Origin of the sequence: Micromonospora sp. NPDC049275, assembly GCF_043197115.1 — a bacterium.
GTDB lineage: Bacteria > Actinomycetota > Actinomycetes > Mycobacteriales > Micromonosporaceae > Micromonospora.
The window spans coordinates 111293-132298 of the sequence record NZ_JBICSN010000009.1; the positions used below are offsets into that span (position 1 = coordinate 111293).

Below are 21006 nucleotides of genomic sequence, written 5' to 3' on the forward strand. Positions count from 1 at the left end.
TCGATGAGACGATCCATGACCGCCCTGGCCGCGGTGAGTGTCCTGGTGCTCGCGGGATGCGCCACCGACGAGCCGACGGCGTCCCCCTCCGGCAGCGCCTCCGCGCAGGCCGGATCGGGCACCGGGGAGCAGTCCAAGTTCTTCGTGCAGGCCGACTACGACAACGAGCTGGCGCTGCTCGACGCCGCCCCGACGGGCCCGGCAGACAAGCCGTGGGAGCAGGTGCTCAACCCGAAGATGGTGGACACCGCGAAGTTCAAGAAGTCCGGCAAGCACAAGATCTGCTTCTCCAACGCGGCGCTGAACAACCCCTGGCGGCAGGTCGGGTTCAAGACGATGCAGGCCGAGGTCGAGGCGCAGAAGAGCCGGATCAGCGAGTTCGTGCACGTCGACGCCGAGGGCAAGGACCAGAAGCAGATCGCCGACATCAACGACCTGCTCGGCAAGAAGTGCGATGCCCTCATCGTCTCGCCGAACACCACCGCCACGCTCACCCCGGCGGTCGAGGCCGCCTGCCAGGCGGGTCTTCCGGTGGTCGTCTTCGACCGGGGGGTCAACACCACCTGCCCGGTGACCTTCATCAACCCGGTGGGCGGTTACGGCTTCGGCCACGTGGGCGCTGAGTTCGTCAGCCAGAAGATGAAGCCCGGCGGCAAGCTGCTGGCCCTGCGCATCCTTCCCGGCGTCGACGTGCTGGAGACCCGCTGGTCGGCTGCGAAGATCGCCCTGGACAAGGCGAAGGTCGACGTCGTCGGGGTCGAGTTCACCGACGGCGACCCCGCCAAGACCAAGAAGATCGTGAACGACTACATCCAGCGGTACGGCACGATCGACGGAATCTGGATGGACGCCGGAGCGGTAGCCGTGGCGGCGGTCGAGGCGTTCCAGGACGCCGGCAAGCCCGTCCCGCCGATGAACGGCGAGGACCAGCTCGACTTCCTGAAGATCTGGAAGGACAAGAAGCTCACCGCCATCGCGCCGACGTACCCGACGTACCAGTGGCGGACCCCGATCATCGCCGCGCTGAGCATTCTCGACGGTGCCCAGGTGTCCAACCCGTGGAAGCTGCCGCAGCCGACGATCACCCAGGACAACCTGGACCAGTACCTCGACGCGAGCATGCCGCCGCTGCACTACGCGATGTGCGGCTGCACCGACCTGCCCGGCTACCCGCAGCGCTGGAAGTAGGTTCGCGGTGTACGCCATCGGCGTCAACCCCTGGGTGTGGGCCTCGCCGGTCGACGACGAGGCCCTCGCCGAGCTGATCCCGCGGATCGCCTCGTTCGGCTTCGACGCGGTCGAACTGCCGATCGAACAGCCCGGCGACTGGGACCCGGCACGCACCCGGGACCTGCTGGCCGCGCACGGTCTCGTCGCGGCCGGCGTCTGCGCGGTCACCCCGCCCGGTCGGGATCTGGTGGACGCCCCGCCGGCCGTCGTCGAGTCGACAGTGGCGTACCTCATGGGGTGTGTGGCGAGCGCGGCGGCCGTGGGCGCGCCGTGTGTCGGCGGCCCGGTGTACGCCGCGGTCGGTCGCACCTGGCGGATGTCGCCGGCGGCGCGCGCGTCGTGCTACGCCGACTTTCGGCGGGCCCTGACGCCGGTGGCCGAGCGGGCCGGGGAGTGCGGCGTGAGCATCGGTGTCGAGGCGTTGAACCGCTACGAGACGAGCGTGGTCAACACCATCGAGCAGACCATCGATCTGATCGACGGTCTACCCGCGAACGTCGGCATCATGATCGACACGTATCACATGAACATCGAGGAGGCCGATCCCTACGCCGCCCTCGCGCTGGCCGGCCCGCACATCAAGCACGTCCAGGTCAGCGGCACCGACCGTGGCGCCCCGGGCACGGATCACTTCGACTGGCCCCGTTTCTTCACCGCCCTGCGGGGCACTGGTTACCAGGGTGCGGTCTGCATCGAGTCGTTCACGGCCGACAACGAGACCATCGCCACCGCGGCGTCGATCTGGCGTCCCCTGGCGCCCACGCAGGACCGCCTCGCCCTCGACGGCCTGCACCATCTGCGGAAGGTCGTCGCATGACCCGGCTCGACAGTGGTGTTAACGCTAACGCCCCTCCACCAAGCCCGCCTCGTTGAGGCGTCCCCCACCACCCCCACAGTGTCAGGAGACCGTCCCGTGTCCGTTCGCTTCCTTCCCGCAGCCCGCAGGCTTTTGGCCGGCGGCGCCGCGGCGGCGGTGACCGCTCTGGTCGCCGTCACCGCCTCGGCATCCCCGGCCCTCGCGGCGACCACCACCCTCTACGCCTCCCCCACCGGCACCGGCACCACCTGTACGTCCGCCCAGCCGTGCTCGTTGACCGCCGCGCAGACCGCAGTGCGGTCGCTCAACAGCACGATGTCCGGCGACATCGTCGTGGAGCTGGCCGACGGCGTGTACCGGCTCGCGGCGCCGTTCCGGCTGACCGCCGCCGACTCCGGCAACAACGGCTACCAGGTGATCTGGCGGGCCGCCGCCTCGGCCCGCCCGACGATCAGCGGCGCCCGGGCGGTCACCGGCTGGTCCCTGGTCGACTCCGGCAAGAACATCTGGCGGGCCAGCGTCCCGGCCGGGCTCGACAGCCGTCAGCTCTACGTCAACGGCGCCATCGCCACCCGGGCGCGCACGGCCGTGAACCGGTCCGACTTCACCTTCACCACGTCGGGCATGCGGTTCAGCAACAGCGCGCTGAGCTACCTAAACAACGTCGGCAACCAGAACCGGGTCGAGGTGGAGAGCGTCGGCTCGTTCACCGACAGGTACTCGCCGGTGCAGAGCATCAGCGGCAACTTCCTGACCATGCAGCAGCCGGCCTGGAACAACAACACGTTCGGCTTCGACACCCTGTCCCGCCCGCACCGGGCCGGACCGTTCTACCTGGCCAACGCGTACGAGTTCCTCGACTCCCCGGGAGAGTGGTACCTCAACCCGGGCAGCGGCCAGCTCAACTACATCCCCCTCTCCGGGCAGAACATGAGCTCCGTGAGCGTGGAGCTGCCGCAGCTGCAGTCCCTGGTCAACGTCGGCGGCACCTTGGACGCGCCGGCGCACCACATCTCGTTCAGCGGCATCACCTTCACCGGCACCAGCTGGCTCGGCCCGAGCGGCAGCAACGGTTTCGCCGACCAGCAGACCGGCGCGCACATCGTGGGCACCTGGGCCCGTCCGTCCGACGCTCTGACCTCCTGCCAGGAGGGCTGCCCGCTGTTCGAGGCCACCCGCCCGAGCTGGGCCCAGATGCCGGCCGCCGTGCAGGTCTCCGCCGCCAACACCATCGCCTTCAGCGACTCCCAGTTCGTCAATCTGGGACAGACGGCCATCGGTATCGGCAACGACGCCAACGCTCACGCCAGCGGTGTCGGCCTCGGGGTCAACAACATCACCGTCACCCGCTCCGAGATCGCCCGTAACTCGGCCGGCGGCGTCGTGGTCGGTGGCGTACGCGCCGACGCCCACCACCCCAGCGACCAGCGGATGGTCAACCGCAATGTCACGATCAGCAACAACAAGGTGCATGATCTCGGTCTGGAGTACCGCGGCGTCGTCTCGATCCTGACCACCTACGTGAACACCTCGCTGGTCTCGCACAACGAGGTCTACAACATGCCGTACACCGGCATGTCGGTCGGCTACGGCTGGGGCGCCAACGACGCGGGCGGTAGCCAGCACTACGCGAACCGGGGCCTGTACAACTACCAGCCCCGCTACTCGACGGCGACCACCGCGGCCAACAACCAGGTCGTCGGCAACTACGTCCACGACGTCATGCAGCAGATGACCGACGGCGGGTGCATCTACACGCTGTCGGCGAACCCCGGCGGGTCCATCACCCAGAACTACTGCCTGCGGACCAACGGCTGGTTCGGCCTCTACTTCGACGAGGGCTCGCGCTACTACACCGCCCGCAACAACGTGTTCTCGTCCACCGGCACCTGGGCCACCGCCAACTACTTCTACGCCGAGAACATGGGCAACTTCACTGTCACCAACAACTGGTCGACAAACGGCAGCACGAACGTGACGAACGGCGACCGCGGCAACGTGGTCAACAGCAACACCACGGTCTCGAACGGCAACTGGCCGTCCGGCGCGCAGACGGTAATCAACTCCGCAGGCGTGCAGAGCGGCGGCAACCCCAACCCGCAGGGCGCGCAGCTCGTCGGCGTCCAGTCGGGTCGCTGCGCCGAGATCGGCAACTCCAGCACCACAAACGGCACGCAGGCCCAGCTCTGGGACTGCATCAGTGGCGCCGCCAACCAGCGGTGGACCCAGACCGCGAGCCGGCAGCTGATGGTCTACGGCACCAAGTGCCTGGATGCTTCCGGCCAGGGCACGGTCAACGGCACGAAGGTCGTGATCTGGGACTGCAACGGCGGCACCAACCAGCAGTGGAACGTCAACTCCAACGGCACGATCACCGGTGTGCAGTCGGGCCTCTGCCTGGATGCCAACGGCGCTGCGACGGCGAACGGCACCAAGCTCATCCTCTGGGCCTGCAGTGGCGGCACCAACCAGCAGTGGCAGTTGCGCAGCTGACATCTGGTTCGCCCCGGCCGGCCGCACCCCGGCCGGGGCGTCCCGGCGGGCCGTCGACTGGCGGGGCCCACCCATTGCCGCCGGTCATCGACCAGCGGCTGTGTTAACGCTAACCCGCACCGGTCACCCCCGTCCCCGCGGGTGTACCCCACCTCAGCGGGTGCAGCGGCGGTACGCAGCCCATCGCGTACTTCGGTCTGCACGGCATCACCGACTCGGTGCTCAACATCTCCTCGGGGCGGTCGTTGCGGGACACGTTCGTGCGCGACAACGGCTGCACCGCGCAGAGCCCGCGGGAGCCGGCCTCGGGCAGGCGCACCCACATCACCACCGCCTACTCCGGCTGCCGGGCCGGATATCCGATGCAGTGGGCGGCGTTCGACAACGGCCACATGCCGGGGCCGGTGGACGGCACGTACGCGAGAGCGGCATCACGACCTGGACCAAGGGCGAGGTGTGGCGGTTCTTCTCGCAGTTCTAGCGATTCCGCTCGGCGATCGCGACACCGTCGCGTCGATGTCTGAGCGTCGATGCGCGGTGGCCGGTTGACGGCTCGCCGGCAGGGGCGGTGTCCGGTCACGCGACCGGGTGCCGCCCCTGTGGTCGTCGGGGAGCCGTGCGGCAAGACATGGAAGTAGTTGAATTCAACGTAACGGCTCCGTAATATGACCGGCGTCGGCTGTTAACGCTAACAGTGGGCTCGTAGACATCATGGCGCCCGCCTCATCCGGGCCGCTGTCCCTGGTGGACGGCATCACGAAGGGATGCTCCCGTATGAAGCGAAACGTCCGAGCCCGGCACTGGGGGCGGGCAGCGGCGGCCGGGCTGCTCGTGGCTGCCGCCCTCGTGGGCCTGCGCGCCCCGGGGGCACAGGCACTGGAGAACGGGGTCGCCCGGACGCCCCCGATGGGCTGGAACAGTTGGAACTCGTTCGGGTGCAACATCAACGAGGGGCTGATCCGGCAGACGGCCGACGCGATGGTCAGCAACGGCATGCGCGACCTCGGCTACCAGTACGTCGTGGTCGACGACTGCTGGTTCAACCCGAACCGCGACAGCTCCGGCAACCTCCAGGGCGACCCGACCCGCTTCCCCAGCGGGATGAAGGCGCTCGGCGACTACCTGCACGCCCGCGGGCTGAAGTTCGGCCTCTACCAGGTGCCCGTCGACAAGACCTGCGCCCAGTACTTCAACAGCTACCCGGGCGCGACCGGCAGCCGGGGCCACGAGGTGCAGGACGCCCGGCAGTTCGCCGCGTGGGGCGTCGACTTCCTCAAGTACGACTGGTGCTCGCCGAGCGGCAGCATCAGCGAGCAGGTCACCACGTTCGCCAAGATGCGTGACGCACTGGCGGCGAGCGGCCGGCAGATCGTCTACAGCATCAACCCCAACAGCATCCACGCCAAGACCGGCCCGCAGCGCGACTGGGGTGACGTGTCGAACATGTGGCGGACCACCGAGGACATCACCAACGCGTGGGACACCGGGCAGACCAACGGCTACCCGATGGGCATCCAGAACATCATCAACGTCACCGTCCCCCTGGCGCCGTACGCGCGTCCGGGCGCCTTCGCCGACCCGGACATGATGGAGGTGGGCCGGGGCGGGATGACCGACACCGAGATGCGCAGCCACTTCGCGATGTGGGCGATCATGGCCTCGCCGCTGATCGCCGGCAACGACGTGCGCAACATGAACTCCGCGACGCAGACCATCCTCAAGAACGCCAACCTGATCGCCATCAACCAGGACACCCTCGGGTTGCAGGGCAGCCAGGTCTCGTTCGACGGCACCCGCCGCGTGCTCGCCAAGCGGCTGGCCAACGGTGACGTCGCCGTCGCCCTGTTCAACCAGGGCGCCTCGACGACGACGATCTCGACCACCGCCGCCGCCGTCGGCAAGTCCGGCAGCTCCTTCACCCTGGTGGACGCGTGGAGCAACGCCACCACCACCAGCACCGGCGCCATCTCCGCCAGCGTTCCGGGGCACGGCACGGTGGTCTACCGGGTCAGCGGGGGCGGCACCACCACCCCGCCGCCCACCACCACCCCGCCCCCGAGCACGTCCTTCGCGCTCGCCAGCGTGGCCTCGAACCGCTGCCTGGACATCCCGGCGAGCAACACCACCAACGGCACCCAGCCGGTGATCTGGGACTGCAACGGGGCCGCCAACCAGCGCTGGACGGCCAACGGCCAGACCCTCCAGTCGCTCGGCAAGTGCCTGGACGCGCCCACCAACGCCACCGCGGGCAGCAAGGTCCAGATCTGGGACTGCAACGGCGGGGCCAACCAGCGGTGGACCCTCAACTCGAACGGCACGATCAGCGGGGCGCAGTCCGGCCTCTGCCTCGATGTCAACAACAACGGGACCGCCAACGGCACCACGGTTCTCCTCTGGTCCTGCACGGGGGCCACCAACCAGCGCTGGACCCAGCGCTAGAGGTCAGTTCTCACACGTGCGGCACAGGCCCTCGCGGCAGTGCCGACAGGTCCGGGCCGGGGCGACGTCGCCCCGGCCCGGACCTGCGTGGGGCGGGTGACGAGCCCGCCAACCGGCTCACCGCTGCGATCCGCGCCTGCCTCGACGCCCGAGCCGGCCTGCCGCGGTGTGAGTCGGCCTCAGCGGTGTGAGTCGCCGCCCCACGGGGTAGGGGGACGTCGACGGCGGCCATGCAACGAGATGCCGCCACGATCCGACGGGGTGACCAGCTGTGCGCGACTCTCACCTGCCGGCAGGCGCCGGCCGACACGGACGCCGGCGATGAGCGAGCCGACTGCGGACCCCACCCACGCCCTGGCCGAGTTGAGCCGGATCCGACTCGACGAGGTCAGCCTCGACGACATGCTGCTCCGAGTGGCCACGCTGGCCAGCCGGAGCGTGCCCGGCGCCAGGGAGGTCTCGGTCACCCTCGTCCGGGCTCAGCTCGGTTGGACCGCCGCGTTCACCGGCGACCTGGCCCGCGAGCTGGACGAGTGGCAGTACGAGCAGCAACGGGGTCCGTGCCTGGACGCCTCCGCCAGCGGCGACACCCTCTCCCTGCCGGACATGACAGTCGAGCAGCGTTGGCCGCAGTGGGCGCGGCGGGCGCGTGCCGTAGGCGTGGGCAGCTCGTTGTCGATCGGGCTGCCGATCCAGGAGTCGGTGGTGGGGGCCCTCAACGTCTACGGCGGCCCGGCGAACGCCTTCGACCCGTCGGCGGTCGCGGTCGCGGAACACTTCGCCGCGTACGCGGCGGTGGCGCTGGCCAACGCCCACACGTACGACAGCGCCGCCACCCTGGCGGAGCAGATGCAGGAGGCGATGCGCAGCCGCGCGGTGATCGAGCAGGCCAAGGGAATCATCATGGGGGAGCGGCGGTGCACGCCGGACGAGGCGTTCGCGCTGCTGTCGAAGATCTCCCAGGACACCAACCGCAAGGTGCGTGACGTGGCCGAGGCCCTCGTCGCCAGGGCGGTCCAGAGGGCTCGGGTGTGACCGTGGGTTCCTTCGATCAGGGAGACGACGTGTTGTCGCCCACGCCTGAGCAGTCGCCCGAGGCCCTGCGGCGGGCGTTGCTCGCCCTCGCCGGCCTGCCCGACGAATCTCCGGCGCTGCCTGCGCACCTGCGCACGATCGTCGCTCTGAGCGCGGCGGTGGTGGGCCCTGTCGACTTCGCCTCGGTGACCGTGGCGGGAGCGGAGGGTCCGCGCGCCGAGGCGTCCAGCGCCGACGCCGCCGAGGAGATCGACCTTGCCCAGTACGCGGACGACGCCGGGCCCTGCCTCGCGGCGCTGCGTTCGGCGACGACTGTCGGCGTGCCCGACCTGGCCGGCGTGGTGGTGTGGCCCGGCTTCCGGGACGTGGCCTGGCGGTACGGGGTTCGGGCGTCGCTGTCGATCCCGCTCTTCGCCGGCAGCGGCGCACCGGTCGCCGGGCTGAACCTCTACGCCCGCGACGCCAGTGCCATGCGACAGCTGATTCAGCGGGTCGAATCCTGCTACACCGGCGACTCCGCGGCGACCACTCGGCTGGACGCGGGCAGCGAGCAGCTTCTCGCGGGGCTCGCGGAGGCGCTGCGCTGCCGCGACCTCGTCCAACGGGCGCTCGGTGTGCTGATGGACCGGGAGAACGTCGCCGTCGGGCCGGCCTACCGGCGGTTGGTCGACGCGACCACCTCCGGCACCTCGTTGACCGGCACGGCTTCGGCCATCCTCCGTCAACACCTGAACTGACGGCCGAGGCCGGGCCCCGTCGGGATCTCGCCTCGCGGACGGGTGACGACACCGGGGCGGGCAACACATCCGAGGTGATCGACGGCCGACGAGGGACGGCACCCCCGGGGCGCGCGGTACGTCCGCGACGCCCCGGGGGTGCCGAGGGTGAGCTGAGAGGGGACGGGTCAGCTCGCGGTGCAGGTGGGGGTGCCGGAAGGGCTGGCGCCGGTGCCCTGGAAGCCGAACTCGGTGCTGGCTCCCGCGCCGACCTGGCCGTTGTAGTCGACGTTGCGGAAGTCCACCGCGCCCGACGAGCCGCTGGCCTGCGCGCTCCAGGTGTTGGTGACCGCGGCGCCCGAGGGCAGCGTGACCCGGACCGTCCAACCCCGCAGGGCCGTCGACCCGGCGGTGACCTTGACGGTGGCGACGAAGCCGCCGTTCCAGGAGTTCAGCGACACCGAGGCCGTGCAGCCGTTACCCGTCGGCGGCGGGGTCGTCGGCGGCGGGGTGGTGGGCGGCGGAGTCGTCGGCGGCGGGGTCGTCGGCGGCGGGGTCGTCGGTGGCGCGGTGGTCGGAATGGGCGTTCCGGAGTTCAGGGCGTTGAGGACCGAGGTGTACGCGGCCTTCTTGTTGCCCGAGCGGTCGAACAGCAGCGGATTGTCGTTACCGCGCCACGAGTCGCTGTCCCGCACGCCCCACACGGTGATCCCGGTGCACCGAGCGATGGCCATGCAGGCCCGCGTGACCTGGGCGTACGCGTTGGCCTGGTTGGAGCCCTGGGTGATGTCCAACTCGGTGATCTGCACGTCGACGCCGAGGTCGGCGAAGCGCTGCAGGTTGGCCTGGTAGTCGCTGGGCACCGACGTGCCCAGGTGGGACTGGAAGCCGACGCAGTCGATCGGGACGCCGCGGGACTTGAAGTCGCGCACCATGTTGTAGATGCCCGTGGACTTCGCGTTGATCCCGTCGGTGTTGTAGTCGTTGTAGCAGAGCTTCGCGCCCGGGTCGGCGGCGCGGGCGGCGCGGAACGCGACCTCGATCCAGTCGTTGCCGGTGCGCTGCAGGTTGGAGTCGCGCCGTCCGCCGCTGCCACCCTCGGCGAACGCCTCGTTCACCACGTCCCAGGCGTAGATCTTGCCCCGGTAGTGGGTGGCGACCTGGGTGACGTGGTTGATCGCGGCGTTGCGCAGCGCGGTGCCGGACATGCCCTGCGCCCACCCCGGCTGCTGCTGGTACCACAGCAGCGTGTGACCGCGGACCAGCATGCCGTGCGACTGGGCGTGGGCGACGATCTGGTCCCCGCCGCCGTAGGTGAACCGGCCCTGCTGCGGCTCGGTGGCGTCCCACTTCATCTCGTTCTCGGGAGTGAGCTGGTTGAACTCCCGGTTCACGATGCTGGCGAACTGGCTGTCCGACAGCTTGAAGGCGGGTACCGCCGCGCCGTAGTAGCGGCCCTTCTCGGCCGCCGAGGCGCCCAGGGTGGTGCCGGCGTTGGCGGCGGAGGTCATCGCCACCGTCGCGGCGGCGGCCGCGAGGGTGGCCGCGAGCGGTACCAGCACCCGACGACCCCGGAACCGGGGTCGTGGCGCGTCTTCGTCGGGGATCTTGTCCATGGGGTTCTGCCTTTCGAGATGGTGGCGGCCGGAGGCGGGGGGTCGGCCTGCCCGACCGGTGGTGGGCGGCCCGTCGCGATCCGTTCGGGATGGGTGGAGGGACCCGGGTGCGATCGGACCGGTTGCCAACAGCGATGGCCTGAGGGCGGACGTCACGAAGTGAGCGACCGCGGACGCGGGATCAGGCGTACGCCGGACAGGTGTGGTTCGGACAGGTCACCGACCGTCGACCGGGTCGCGGGACCCGATGCCCTTCGAGGTGTCGGTAACTCCGAACGGGAGGGACGTGCCCTCGACTCCTTGGCGGAACATAGCATGTTATCGATAACATGCTCAAGATGAGCGGCGGCCCGGCGGCGCGGGTCTGCGGCGCTGGCGCCCACGCGGGGTCGTCGTCGCCATCGGAGAACGGCACGACGGCGGGCCGGCCGGCTCCCGGCAGGGCGCATGCGGCGGCCGGTCGCAGGTGGTCATGTTTGGTCCGACGTATGCCGTCCGAAGTGGGCCACAACGATGCCAAAACATGGCGGTAAGACCTTGGCAACATGAGTGTGACCATGGCAAGGTAACGCCTGATCGCGGGAAACATCTGATCTATCGCGCGAGGCGCTGCGGGTGTGGCCCGTGGGTGACTTCCTGGGGAGGTCCGGTTGCTGAGGAGTGTGTTGTTCGCCGGCGCGGACACGGGTCGTGCCGGGAACACAGTGGAGGAAGGTCGGGTCCGACGATGAGTGCGGTCGAGGCAACGACGGACGCCCCGGGTGGCGCGCTCAACGACTGGTTGCGGGAGCGCATCTCCCACGCGCTCTCCGAGTTCACCGCGGCCACCGCGCTCGTCGTCCTGTTCATCGCGTTGAGCTTCGCCAGTCCTTATTTCCTGACGGCGGACAACCTGTTCAACATCGGCGCGCAGACCGCGGTGATCGCCATCATCGCCGCCGCGCAGACGATGGTCATCATCACCCGGGGCATCGACCTGTCGGTCGGTTCGGTCGCCGCGCTCGCCGGTGTGGCGGGAGCGATGGTCGTCCGCGACCTGGGCTTCCCGCTCCTGGCGGCGACGGCGGTCGCGATCGGCGTCGGTGCCCTGGCCGGGCTGCTCAACGGGCTGCTGGTGACAGTCGCCCGGATTCCCCCGTTCATCGCGACGCTGGGCACGATGTCGGTCGGCCGGGGTCTGGTCTTCATCATGACCGGGGCGGTCGGCGTCTACGGTCTGCCCCGGTCGTTCCAACTGCTCGGTAACGGGGAGATCATCGGAATCCCGTTCGCCGTGGTGATCACCGCGGTGGTCGCCGTCGGGGTGGCGTTCCTGCTCTCGCAGACCCGCTTCGGCCAGTACACGTACGCGATGGGGTCCAACCTGGAGGCCGCCCGCCGCTCGGGCATCGCGGTGGGCCGGAACCTGACCTACGTGTACGTCCTGGCGGGTGTGCTCGTCGGTCTGGGCGGCATGATCGCCGCTTCCCGGGTCAACTCCGGCCAGCCGAACTACGGCATCTCGTTGGAGCTCGACGTCATCGCCGCCGCGGTCATCGGCGGCGCCAGCCTGTTCGGAGGGCAGGGCCGGATCGTCGGGACCATCATCGGCGCCTTCCTCATCGCCCTGGTCCGCAACGGCGCCGTCCTGCTCGACATCAGCATCCACTACCAGCAGGTGATCGTCGGCCTGATCATCTGGGCCGCCGTCTACTTCGACCAGTACCGCCGTCGGCGGCTGGAATCACGGGGTTGACATGCCATTCCGAGAGTCCGAACGAGGAAGGACACACACCATGGCGCACATCACCACCAGCCGGCGGACGCGACGGTCGATCCTGGGTGTACGGGCCGTTCTGGCCGCAGCCGCAGCGACCGCCCTGCTCAGCGCCTGTAGCGGGGTCGAGGTCCGCGACGGGGGCGACGGGGCGACGAAGAACGCGAGCGGTCCGTTGAAGCTCGCCGTCGTGCCGAAGGCCGTCGGCGCCGACTACTGGAACACGGTGAAGGCGGGCGCGGAGTGCGCCGCGCAGCGCGCCGGGGACGTCACCGTCCAGTGGGACGGGGTAACCACCGAGACCGATGTCGAGGGCCAGGTCAACCTCATTCAGAACTTCGTCACCAAGAAGGTCGACGGCATCGTCTACGCGGCGACCGACTCCAGCGCGCTGGCGCCCGCCACCGACCAGGCGCTCGCCGCGAAGATCCCGGTCGCGATGATCGACTCCGGCACCAGCCCGCAGCCGTCGGGGGTGCCCCTCTTCGCCACAGACAACCGTGCGTCGGCCACCGAGGCGGCGAAGTTGCTCGCCACCGAACTCGGCCCCGGCAACCACCAGGTGGCGCTCGTCGAGTTCCAGCCCGGCTCGCAGACCAACACCGAGCGGGTGGACGGCTTCAAGGCGGGGCTCGCGCAGTTCCCCAACCTGAAGCTTGTCGGCCAGCAGCCCAGCCGCAGCGACGTCAACGAGGCCCGGCGGGTCACCGAGAACATCCTCACCGCGAACCCGAACCTCGCCGGCATCTTCGCGGCGAACGAACCGAGTGTGCTCGGCGCCGCGCAGGCCATCCAGGCGGCGGGCAAGTCCGGCAAGGTGGTCATCATCGGTTGGGACGCCGCCCCGGACGAGGTCGCCGGGCTGCGTAGCGGCCAGATCTCGGCGCTTGTCGTGCAGAACCCGTTCAAGATGGGCTACTTCGGCGTCGACAAGATGGTCAAGCACCTGCGGGACAAGGCGCCGCTGGCGTCGGCGGACACCGGGGTCACGTTCGTCACCAAGAAGAACATCGACTCCGCGGAGATCAAGGCGGTGCTCGAGCCCAGCTGCGCCAACCCCCCGGTGCAGTGATGGCCACCGCCGCAACGGCCACCGCCGAGAACGGCCAGCCGGCCGCCGACAGGCCCCCTGTCCTCGAAGCCCGTGGCATCGTCAAGCGGTTCGGCCACGTCGAAGCGCTGCGTGGCGCGGACTTCACCGTCCACCGGGGCGAGGTCGTCGCGCTCATCGGCGACAACGGCGCCGGAAAGAGCACGCTGATCAAGACCCTGTCCGGTGTGCACCCGCCCGACGAGGGCGAGATTCGGGTGGATGGTCGTCCGGTCCAGTTCGCCACGCCTGTCGACGCACGGCGCGCGGGGGTGGAGACCGTCTACCAGGATCTCGCCGTCGCCGACGACCTCAGCGTGGCCGCCAACCTCTACCTCGGGCGGGAGATCCTGCGCTCCGGGCCGCTCGGCCGGCTGGGGCTGCTCGACAAGCGCGCCATGCGTCAGGGCGCCGCCGCGGCCCTCGACGAGCTGGGTGTGCGGATTCCCCGGGTCACCACCCCGATCGCGATGTTGTCCGGTGGGCAGCGACAGTGCGTCGCGGTGGCCCGTGCCATCATCTGGGCGACCAACGTGGTGATCCTCGACGAGCCGACCGCCGCGCTCGGCGTCGTGCAGACCGGGCGGGTGCTCGACGTCGTCCGGCGTGCCCGGGATGCCGGCATGTCGGTGGTGCTGGTCAGCCACAACATGCCGCAGGTGCTCGAGATCGCCGACCGCGTGGAGGTGCTGCGCCTCGGCCGACGGGCGGCCCGGCTGCGCGCGGACGAGGTCACCACCGATGACCTGGTCGCGGCGATGACCGGAAGCGCGGGCGCGGAGCGGGACGAGCGGTGATGCCGGTCGCCCGCCCGTGACCGGGCGCGGTGGACCGGCATCGGTTCCGCTGGCGCCCGGAGCGGGTGGGCGATCATTGCGCCTGCGCGTCGACGCCCGTCTCCGCCTCGTCGGGCAGCCCCTGTAACGACTCCTCCACACCGATCAGGTGGTTGGCCATCCGGGTGCGGGCCCGTTCCGGGTCGCGCGCCACGAGGGCCTTGAGGATCGCCACGTGTTCGTGATGGGTGCGCAGGTCCGCGCCCTCCTCGTGCAGGCTCCGCCAGAGCCGGCCGCGGATGGTGCGCCCGGCGAAGGCTTCGATGAGGCCGACGAGCACCGGGTTCTCCGCGTGCACGGCGATGATCCGGTGGAAGGCGATGTCGATCTCCATGATCCGCTCGTGATCCGGCGGTGACTGGCCGACCAGCCGGGCCGCCTCCTCGAGCAGCTCGCCGGCCTGGGCCAGTGCCTCGTCGGTGATCCTGGTCGCCGCCAGGCAGGCGGCCTCGCACTCCAGCAGACGGCGAACGGTGTGGATGTGCCGCCCGTCGCCCTGGCCCTGGAAGTCGACGACGAAGCCCATCGGGGCCAGCAGTTGCGGCGCGTCGAGGTTGGTGACGTACGTGCCGTCGCCCTGGCGGATGTTGACGATGCCGAGGATGGACAGCGCCGACATCCCCTCGCGCAGCGATCCCCGCGAGACGCCGAGAGACTCGGCGAGATCCTTCTCGATGGGCAGCCGGTCCCCGGGTTTGAACGTCCCTTCGAGGATCATCCGCTTGATGCCGTTCACCACTTCGTCGGTGCGGGACATGACACCTCCTAGCGGCCGGCGGGGGTGGCCGTCCCACCCGCGATGACGTACGGCTCCGGAGATGACACCGTAGCCGGCTCCGCCTCGGCCCAGTAGAGGCCGCCGGGAAACCGGTACCGCGCGATCGACTCGGGGTGCATCCGGGTGGAGTAGCCGGGCGTACTGGGCAGCACGTAACCGCTGCCCCAGCCGGCGTCCTGGACGACACACGGATCGGTGAAGTGCTCGTGCAGGTGGTCGACGAACTCGGTCACACGGCCGGTGAGATCCCCCGAGATCGCGACGTAGTCGAGCACCGACACGTGTTGGACCATCTCGCAGAGCCCGACACCGCCGGCGTGCGGGCACACCGGGACGTCGAACTTCGCGGCGAGCAGCAGCACGGCGACGATCTCGTTGATGCTGGCCAGCCGGCCGGTGTCCAACTGGCAGAAGTCGATGGCCTCGGCCTGGAACAGCTGCTTGAACATCACCCGGTTGTGGCAGTGCTCGCCGGTGGCGACGCCGACGGGAGCGACGGCACGGCGCACGGCAGCGTGGCCCAGGATGTCGTCGGGACTGGTCGGTTCCTCGATCCACAGTGGCGAGAACTGGGCGAGGGCCTTGACCCACTCGATGGCCTGGTCGACGTCCCACACCTGGTTGGCGTCGATCATCAGGTTGCGGTGCGGGCCCAGGATCTCGCGGGCGATGCGGCACCGCCGGATGTCGTCCTCGAGGTCGGCGCCGACCTTGAGCTTGACGTAGCCGTAGCCGGAGTCGACGGCCTCCTGGCACAGCCGGCGCAGCTTGTCGTCGCCGTAGCCGAGCCAACCCGCCGAGGTGGTGTACGCCGGGTAGCCGGTGCGCGCCAACTCGGCGAGGCGGTCGGCCTTCGTGCTCTGCTTGGCGCGCAGGATGGCCAGCGCCTCGTCCCGGGTCAGCGCGTCGGACAGGTAGCGCAGGTCGGCGATGTCGACGAGTTGCTCGGGGGACATGTCGGTGAGCAGCCGCCACAGCGGCTTGGCCGCGAGTCGGGCGGCCAGATCCCACGCCGCGTTCAGCACGGCGGCCAACGACAGGTGGATGACGCCCTTCTCCGGACCGAGCCAGCGCAGCTGGGAGTCGGAGGTGAGCAGGCGGTAGACAGCACCCATGTCGGCGGCCATCGTCGTGACGTCCAGGCCCACCAGGCGGTGGGCCTGGTGCACCGCCGCCGCGACGACGATGTCGTTGCCCCGGCCGATGGTGAAGGTGAGGCCGTGACCCGCCAGCGGCGCCCCGGTGCTGTCGACGCCGTCGGTGTGCAGGATGACATAGGCCGCCGAGTAGTCGCCGTCCTTGTTCATGGCGTCGGACCCGTCAGCGGTCAGCGAGGTGGGGAAGCGGACGTCCTCGACGGTGACGCCAGTGATCTGCGGCATGCGCTCCTCGCCCGACTAGGCTAAAGATCTGATGATCATTTGGAGTATACGGAGGCCCGATCGGGTGCGTCAACGACATCGATCGACCTGTGCCAATATAGATCCAACGTTTTGTGCGCTCCGGCGGCGTCCGATGACCGCTTCAGTTCTCCTGCCGGCGGAGCGTCCGCCGTGCCCGCAGGGCGACCCCGTGCGGGGGAGATCGCGACCATGCCAGAGGGTGCCGATGCTGCTTGCTGACCCTCTCGCGCGGTCGCCGGCCTGCTCCGCCGCATCGTGGGCTGGGCGGGCGGGCATTGCCCCGGTCGGAGCCGGGCGGTGCCGAAGACGTCGATGAGGCCCGATGAAGATTAGATGTTCACCGCTACTGTCGACGGCGGCTCCGGGAGGTGTTGCAGGTGCAGCCCAGTTGATACATCGCATCTTTGTGGCCGCCGGGTGCCGTCGGTGGGTCTCGGTCAGTGGTGGCGTATGTCGGCCTCGTCCCGGATCAGACGCGGGCGGCCAGGTCGGCGAGGAGCCGCTCCACCCGGGTCCGGATGTCGTCGCGGATTCCACGGACCGCCTCGACGTCCTTGCCGGCCGGGTCGTCGAGCTTCCAGTCCTCGTAGCGCTTGCCGGGGAAGACCGGGCAGGTGTCGCCGCAGCCCATGGTCACGATGACGTCGGAGGACTCCGCTGTGGCGTACGCCAGGAGCTTTGGGGTCTGGTCGGTGATGTCGATGCCGACCTCGCGCATGGCGGCGACGGCGGCGGGGTTGATCGTCTCGGCCGGAGCGGAGCCGGCCGAGCGGACCTCGACGGTGTCGCCGGCGAGGTGTCGAAGCCAGCCGGCAGCCATCTGGGAGCGGCCGGCGTTGTGGACGCAGACGAACAGGACACTGGGTTTGTCGCTCATCGTGACGGCTCTCTGTCGAGGGGTGGGGGAAAGAAATGGCGGCGTGCCCAGAGCGAGACGTGGACGAGGCCGACCAGTACGGGCACCTCGATCAGTGGCCCGACGACCCCGGCGAGCGCCTGGCCGGACGCCACGCCGAAGGTGCCGATCGCGACGGCGATGGCGAGTTCGAAGTTGTTGCCGGCGGCGGTGAACGCGAGGGTGGTCGTGCGCGCGTAGCCGAGGCCGAGGGCCCGGCCGAGAGCGTAGGAGCCGGCCCACATCAGCGCGAAGTACACAAGCAGTGGCAGGGCGATGCGGGCGACGTCGAACGGCCGGCCGGTGATGGCGTCGCCCTGCAGGGCGAACAGGATCACGATGGTGAACAGCAGCCCGTACAGGGCCACCGGGCCGATGCGCGGCAGGAGGCGGGATTCGTACCAGTCACGACCCCTGGCGCGCTCGCCGAGGCGGCGGGTGAGGTAGCCGGCCAGCAGCGGGACGCCGAGGAAGACGAGCACGTTGCGGGCGATCTCCCAGGCCGAGACGCGCAGCTCGGCGCCCGGCAACCCGAGCCACCCGGGCAGCACCGACAGGTAGAACCAGCCGAGCAGGCCGAAGGCGAGGACCTGGAAGACCGAGTTGAGCGCGACGAGGACGGCCGCGGCCTCGCGGTCGCCGCACGCGAGGTCGTTCCAGATGACGACCATGGCGATGCAGCGGGCGAGGCCGACGATGATCAACCCGGTGCGGTACGCGGGCTGGTCGGCCAGGAAAACCCAGGCCAGGGCGAACATCACGGCCGGGCCGACAAGCCAGTTGAGGACCAGCGACGAGACCAGCAGGCGGCGGTCGCCGGTCACGGTGTCGAGTCGGTCGTAGCGGACCTTCGCCAGCACCGGATACATCATGACCAGCAGGCCGAGCGCGATGGGCAGTGAGATCCCGCCGACCGCCACCGCGTCCAGCGCGTCGTCGAGCCCGGGGATCAGGCGGCCGAGGAGCAGCCCGACGGCCATGGCCAGCCCGATCCAGACGGGAAGGAACCGGTCGAGTCGGGAGAGGCGACCGACGACGGCGCTCGCGGCCGTGTCGGTCTGGCGGGTGAGGGTGCTCACGAGCACTCCGGCCGGGCGGCGGGAGCGGCGTCGGCACCGGTCGGTACGACGGTGAGCAGCGCGGCGAGTTGGCCCAGCACCGTCGGCCGGGCACGGTAGTAGACCCAGGTGCCGCGGCGGTCGGCGTCGACGAGCCCGGCCTCGCGCAGCGTCCTCAGGTGGTGCGAGATGGTCGGGCCGGTCAGGTCGAACGCGGGGGTGAGGTCGCAGACGCAGATCTCGCCGCCCTCGGCGGAGGCGATCATCGACATGAGCTGCAGGCGGACCGGGTCGCCGAGGGCCTTGAACGCGGGGGCGAGCGCGGCGGCGGTCTCGGCCGGCACGCGCCGCTCGGACAGGGGTGGGCAGCACCGCACGTCGACGGCCGCTTGTTTCGACATTCGTCTAGGTTGACAGACATCTAATCAGCGTGCAACTGTCTGATTCGACAGACGTCGAGACAGTGTCTCACGGTCCGAGACCGGAACGGAGCCCGCCGATGACCGACCTGACCACGCGCCCGATGACCGCCACCGACGCCGACCGCGTCCTGACGATCTACCAGGCGGGCCTCGACGGCGGTGACGCCAGCTTCGAGATCACCGCGCCGACCTGGGAGGCGTTCGACGCCACCCGGTTGCCCGCGCACCGCTTCGTGGCCGTGGACGACGGCGGCGCCATCCTCGGCTGGGTCGCGGTCACAGCGACATCGAGCCGTCCGGTCTACGCCGGGGTGGTCGAGCACTCCGTCTACGTCGACCCGGCGGCCCAGGGGCGCGGCGTCGGCCGGGTCTTGCTCGACGCGCTGATCACCTCGACCGAGGCTGCAGGCATCTGGACCATCCAGTCCGGCGTCTTCCCGGAGAACACCGGCAGCCTGGCCCTGCACCGGAGGGCCGGGTTCCGTGTCATAGGCGTCCGGGAGCGGATCGGCCGCCACCACGACCGCTGGCGCGACGTCGTCCTGCTCGAACGCCGCAGCCCCACCATCACCTGACGAGGAGTCACCCGATGAACGCCCTGCACAGCCTTCCCGTCGTGGTCGTCGGCGCCGGCCCGACAGGCCTGGCCGCCGCCGCCCACCTGCACGAACGCGGGCTGCCCTTCGTCGTCCTGGAAGCCGGCGACACCCCGGGCGCCGCCGTCGCCAAGTGGGGGCACGTGCGGGTCTTCTCGCCCTGGCGCTACAACATCGACCCGGCCGCCCGCCGGATCCTCGACGACGCCGGCTGGGTCGCCCCCGACCCGGAGGCCCTGCCGACCGGCGCGGAGCTGGTCCGTGCGTACCTCCAGCCGCTCGCGGAGCTGCCCCCGCTCACGCCGCACGTCCGCTACGGCGCCCGGGTCCAGGCGATCAGCCGCCTCGGCCTCGACCGGCTGCGCACCGCCGGCCGCGACACCACGCCGTTCCTGGTCCGCCTCGCCGACGGCGACGAGCTGCTGGCCCGTGCCGTGATCGACGCCTCCGGCACCTGGGGCACCCCGAACGTCCTCGGCGCGTCCGGCCTGCCCGCCCGGGGAGAGGCCGACGTCGCCGCGTACCTCGAACACGCGCTGCCCGACGTGCTCGACGCCGACCGGGACCGCTTCGCCGGGCGCCACACGCTCGTCGTGGGCGCCGGTCACTCCGCGGCGAACACCCTGCTGTCCCTGGCGGAACTGGCCGCCACCGCCCCCGGCACCGAGGTGACCTGGGCGATCCGCACCGCCTCACCCGCGCGGACGTACGGCGGTGGGGACGCCGACGCCCTGCCGGCGCGCGGCGCTCTCGGCGTTCGGCTACGGGGGCACGTCGACGCCGGCCGGGTCCGGCTGCTCACCGGCTTCTGGGTGCACGCCCTGACACCTGTCGACGGGCGCGTCCGGGTGGTCGTCCGGCACGCCGACGGCGGCGAGGAGTCGGTGCTCGTGGACCGCGTCGTCGCGGCCACCGGCTTCCGCCCGGACCACTCGATCACCGCCGAGCTGCGGCTGGACCTGGACCCGGTGCTGGGCGCGACCCGCGCGCTCGCCCCGCTGATCGACCCGAACGAGCACTCCTGCGGCACCGTACCTCCGCACGGCGTCGACCAGCTCGGCCACCCGGAGGCGGGCTACTACGCCGTCGGGATGAAGTCGTACGGACGGGCGCCGACGTTCCTCATGGCCACCGGCTACGAGCAGGTCCGCTCGGTGGTCGCCGCCCTCGCCGGAGACTGGGCCGGCGCCCGCGACGTCCAGCTCGACCTGCCCGAGACCGGCGTGTGCAGCAGCAACGCCGCCGACCCGGTGAGCGGCGACGGCTGCTGCGGCCCGACGCCGCCCGCCGAGCCGGTGCACCGTGGGCTGGCCACCGGCGTTCCCGGCGGGCTGGTCAGCCTCGTCGCCGTCGGGACCGCGTCCGCCGATGGCTGCTGCGCCGGCTGACGGCACGGCGGTGCGGACACCCGCCGGCCCCCAGCGCCGCCGTCGTCACCGTCGGCCGGCGCAGGCGACACAGGTACGCGCCGACGGGCGGGCGGCGAGCCGCTCGGCCGGAATCGGGCGCGAGCATCGTTCGCAGACGCCGTAGGTGCCGGCGTCGACGCGCCGCACCGCCTCGTCCAGCTCCGCGAGGCGTCGACGTGCCGCGTCCAGGACGGCGCTGAGCTGCGCCCGTTCGAACGCGATGGTGCTGCCCTCGGGGTCGTGTTCGTCGTCGGCATTCGACGACCGGGAGGCCTCGAAGAGGCTCCGCAGGTCACCCTCCAGCGCGGCGGCCTCGGCGGCGGTCTCGTCGCGTCGGCGCAGCAGGTCCGCACGGACCGCGCGGGAATCGGTGGGCATGATGGTTCAACGGTACGCGGCCCGCGGACCCGGCCGCGT

18 protein-coding genes and 1 pseudogene are annotated in these 21006 nt (G+C 70.5%); 12 read left to right on the top strand and 7 right to left on the bottom strand.

The window, feature by feature from the left end:
- The first annotated feature begins 3 nt into the window (after positions 1-3).
- From ACGFIE_RS24495 to ACGFIE_RS24525, 7 genes and pseudogenes are all read left to right on the top strand, one after another.
- The gene (locus ACGFIE_RS24495) at positions 4-1188 is read left to right on the top strand and encodes a substrate-binding domain-containing protein (RefSeq protein WP_393298379.1); all 1185 of its coding nucleotides are present in this window, start codon (positions 4-6) and stop codon (positions 1186-1188) included.
- A gap of 7 nt (positions 1189-1195) precedes the next feature.
- Entirely contained in the window at positions 1196-2047 is an 852-nt protein-coding gene (locus tag ACGFIE_RS24500) for a sugar phosphate isomerase/epimerase family protein (RefSeq protein ID WP_393298382.1), read from the top strand.
- 96 nt (positions 2048-2143) lie between these two features.
- Positions 2144-4540, top strand: coding sequence for an RICIN domain-containing protein (locus ACGFIE_RS24505; RefSeq protein WP_393298385.1), 2397 nt, complete (start codon positions 2144-2146; stop codon positions 4538-4540).
- A 152-nt stretch (positions 4541-4692) separates the two neighbouring features.
- Positions 4693-5021 (top strand): annotated as a pseudogene (locus ACGFIE_RS24510) (glycosyl hydrolase); the annotation flags it as partial.
- A 293-nt stretch (positions 5022-5314) separates the two neighbouring features.
- Positions 5315-6979: a glycoside hydrolase family 27 protein gene (locus tag ACGFIE_RS24515; RefSeq protein WP_393298388.1), complete on the top strand. Its 1665-nt coding sequence runs from the start codon at positions 5315-5317 to the stop codon at positions 6977-6979.
- 321 nt (positions 6980-7300) lie between these two features.
- On the top strand, positions 7301-8014 hold the full coding sequence (locus tag ACGFIE_RS24520; protein ID WP_393298391.1) for a GAF and ANTAR domain-containing protein: 714 nt from the start codon (positions 7301-7303) through the stop codon (positions 8012-8014).
- Between the two features lie 2 nt (positions 8015-8016).
- Complete coding sequence (locus ACGFIE_RS24525) at positions 8017-8751, top strand: hypothetical protein (RefSeq protein WP_393298394.1); 735 nt, start codon at positions 8017-8019, stop codon at positions 8749-8751.
- A gap of 167 nt (positions 8752-8918) precedes the next feature.
- Here ACGFIE_RS24525 and ACGFIE_RS24530 read toward each other — a convergent pair whose 3' ends face one another.
- Positions 8919-10346, bottom strand: coding sequence for an endo-1,4-beta-xylanase (locus ACGFIE_RS24530; RefSeq protein WP_393298397.1), 1428 nt, complete (start codon positions 10344-10346; stop codon positions 8919-8921).
- A 727-nt stretch (positions 10347-11073) separates the two neighbouring features.
- Between ACGFIE_RS24530 and ACGFIE_RS24535 the strand changes: the two genes are divergently transcribed.
- From ACGFIE_RS24535 to ACGFIE_RS24545, 3 genes are read left to right on the top strand one after another with little or no spacing between them, the layout of a single operon-like run.
- Positions 11074-12081, top strand: coding sequence for an ABC transporter permease (locus tag ACGFIE_RS24535; RefSeq protein WP_363687153.1), 1008 nt, complete (start codon positions 11074-11076; stop codon positions 12079-12081).
- A 40-nt stretch (positions 12082-12121) separates the two neighbouring features.
- Entirely contained in the window at positions 12122-13174 is a 1053-nt protein-coding gene (locus tag ACGFIE_RS24540; protein WP_393298400.1) for an ABC transporter substrate-binding protein, read from the top strand.
- On the top strand, positions 13174-13989 hold the full coding sequence (locus ACGFIE_RS24545) for an ATP-binding cassette domain-containing protein (protein WP_393298403.1): 816 nt from the start codon (positions 13174-13176) through the stop codon (positions 13987-13989). The genes ACGFIE_RS24540 and ACGFIE_RS24545 overlap by 1 nt, the downstream gene beginning before the upstream one ends.
- Positions 13990-14062: 73 nt before the next feature.
- Here the strand turns inward: ACGFIE_RS24545 and ACGFIE_RS24550 are convergent, their stop codons facing one another.
- The 5 genes from ACGFIE_RS24550 to ACGFIE_RS24570 all read right to left on the bottom strand — a co-directional run bounded on the left by ACGFIE_RS24550 (position 14063) and on the right by ACGFIE_RS24570 (position 18563).
- Complete coding sequence (locus tag ACGFIE_RS24550) at positions 14063-14785, bottom strand: FadR/GntR family transcriptional regulator (protein WP_363687139.1); 723 nt, start codon at positions 14783-14785, stop codon at positions 14063-14065.
- Between the two features lie 8 nt (positions 14786-14793).
- Positions 14794-16188 (bottom strand): L-fuconate dehydratase, encoded by a 1395-nt coding sequence (locus ACGFIE_RS24555; RefSeq protein WP_393298406.1) that lies wholly within the window; start codon positions 16186-16188, stop codon positions 14794-14796.
- Between the two features lie 490 nt (positions 16189-16678).
- Positions 16679-17086 (bottom strand): arsenate reductase ArsC, encoded by a 408-nt coding sequence (locus ACGFIE_RS24560; RefSeq protein WP_393298409.1) that lies wholly within the window; start codon positions 17084-17086, stop codon positions 16679-16681.
- Positions 17083-18183: an ACR3 family arsenite efflux transporter gene (gene arsB / locus ACGFIE_RS24565; RefSeq protein ID WP_393298411.1), complete on the bottom strand. Its 1101-nt coding sequence runs from the start codon at positions 18181-18183 to the stop codon at positions 17083-17085. The genes ACGFIE_RS24560 and arsB overlap by 4 nt, the downstream gene beginning before the upstream one ends.
- Positions 18180-18563 carry an ArsR/SmtB family transcription factor gene (locus ACGFIE_RS24570; RefSeq protein ID WP_393298414.1) on the bottom strand — a complete coding sequence of 128 codons (384 nt, stop codon included), beginning with the start codon at positions 18561-18563 and terminating at the stop codon, positions 18180-18182. The genes arsB and ACGFIE_RS24570 overlap by 4 nt, the downstream gene beginning before the upstream one ends.
- A gap of 98 nt (positions 18564-18661) precedes the next feature.
- On the opposite strand from ACGFIE_RS24570, the gene ACGFIE_RS24575 reads away from it, so the two are divergent.
- Positions 18662-19159: a GNAT family N-acetyltransferase gene (locus ACGFIE_RS24575; RefSeq protein ID WP_393298416.1), complete on the top strand. Its 498-nt coding sequence runs from the start codon at positions 18662-18664 to the stop codon at positions 19157-19159.
- Between the two features lie 14 nt (positions 19160-19173).
- Entirely contained in the window at positions 19174-20568 is a 1395-nt protein-coding gene (locus ACGFIE_RS24580) for an FAD-dependent oxidoreductase (RefSeq protein ID WP_393298418.1), read from the top strand.
- Positions 20569-20613: 45 nt separating this feature from the next.
- Here ACGFIE_RS24580 and ACGFIE_RS24585 read toward each other — a convergent pair whose 3' ends face one another.
- Entirely contained in the window at positions 20614-20967 is a 354-nt protein-coding gene (locus ACGFIE_RS24585) for a TraR/DksA family transcriptional regulator (RefSeq protein WP_393298421.1), read from the bottom strand.
- Between the last annotated feature and the right edge of the window lie 39 nt (positions 20968-21006).

Bases quoted from the DNA above. Each gene is read 5' to 3' on its own strand.
- ACGFIE_RS24520 (WP_393298391.1), top strand. From the start codon at position 7,301: ATGAGCGAGCCGACTGCGGACCCCACCCACGCCCTGGCCGAGTTGAGC.
- ACGFIE_RS24580 (WP_393298418.1), top strand. From the start codon at position 19,174: ATGAACGCCCTGCACAGCCTTCCCGTCGTGGTCGTCGGCGCCGGCCCG.
- ACGFIE_RS24545 (WP_393298403.1), top strand. From the start codon at position 13,174: ATGGCCACCGCCGCAACGGCCACCGCCGAGAACGGCCAGCCGGCCGCC.
- ACGFIE_RS24560 (WP_393298409.1), bottom strand. From the start codon at position 17,086: ATGAGCGACAAACCCAGTGTCCTGTTCGTCTGCGTCCACAACGCCGGC.
- ACGFIE_RS24535 (WP_363687153.1), top strand. From the start codon at position 11,074: ATGAGTGCGGTCGAGGCAACGACGGACGCCCCGGGTGGCGCGCTCAAC.
- ACGFIE_RS24570 (WP_393298414.1), bottom strand. From the start codon at position 18,563: ATGTCGAAACAAGCGGCCGTCGACGTGCGGTGCTGCCCACCCCTGTCC.
- ACGFIE_RS24555 (WP_393298406.1), bottom strand. From the start codon at position 16,188: ATGCCGCAGATCACTGGCGTCACCGTCGAGGACGTCCGCTTCCCCACC.
- ACGFIE_RS24540 (WP_393298400.1), top strand. From the start codon at position 12,122: ATGGCGCACATCACCACCAGCCGGCGGACGCGACGGTCGATCCTGGGT.
- ACGFIE_RS24585 (WP_393298421.1), bottom strand. From the start codon at position 20,967: ATGCCCACCGATTCCCGCGCGGTCCGTGCGGACCTGCTGCGCCGACGC.
- ACGFIE_RS24550 (WP_363687139.1), bottom strand. From the start codon at position 14,785: ATGTCCCGCACCGACGAAGTGGTGAACGGCATCAAGCGGATGATCCTC.
- ACGFIE_RS24575 (WP_393298416.1), top strand. From the start codon at position 18,662: ATGACCGACCTGACCACGCGCCCGATGACCGCCACCGACGCCGACCGC.
- ACGFIE_RS24495 (WP_393298379.1), top strand. From the start codon at position 4: ATGAGACGATCCATGACCGCCCTGGCCGCGGTGAGTGTCCTGGTGCTC.
- ACGFIE_RS24515 (WP_393298388.1), top strand. From the start codon at position 5,315: ATGAAGCGAAACGTCCGAGCCCGGCACTGGGGGCGGGCAGCGGCGGCC.
- ACGFIE_RS24530 (WP_393298397.1), bottom strand. From the start codon at position 10,346: ATGGACAAGATCCCCGACGAAGACGCGCCACGACCCCGGTTCCGGGGT.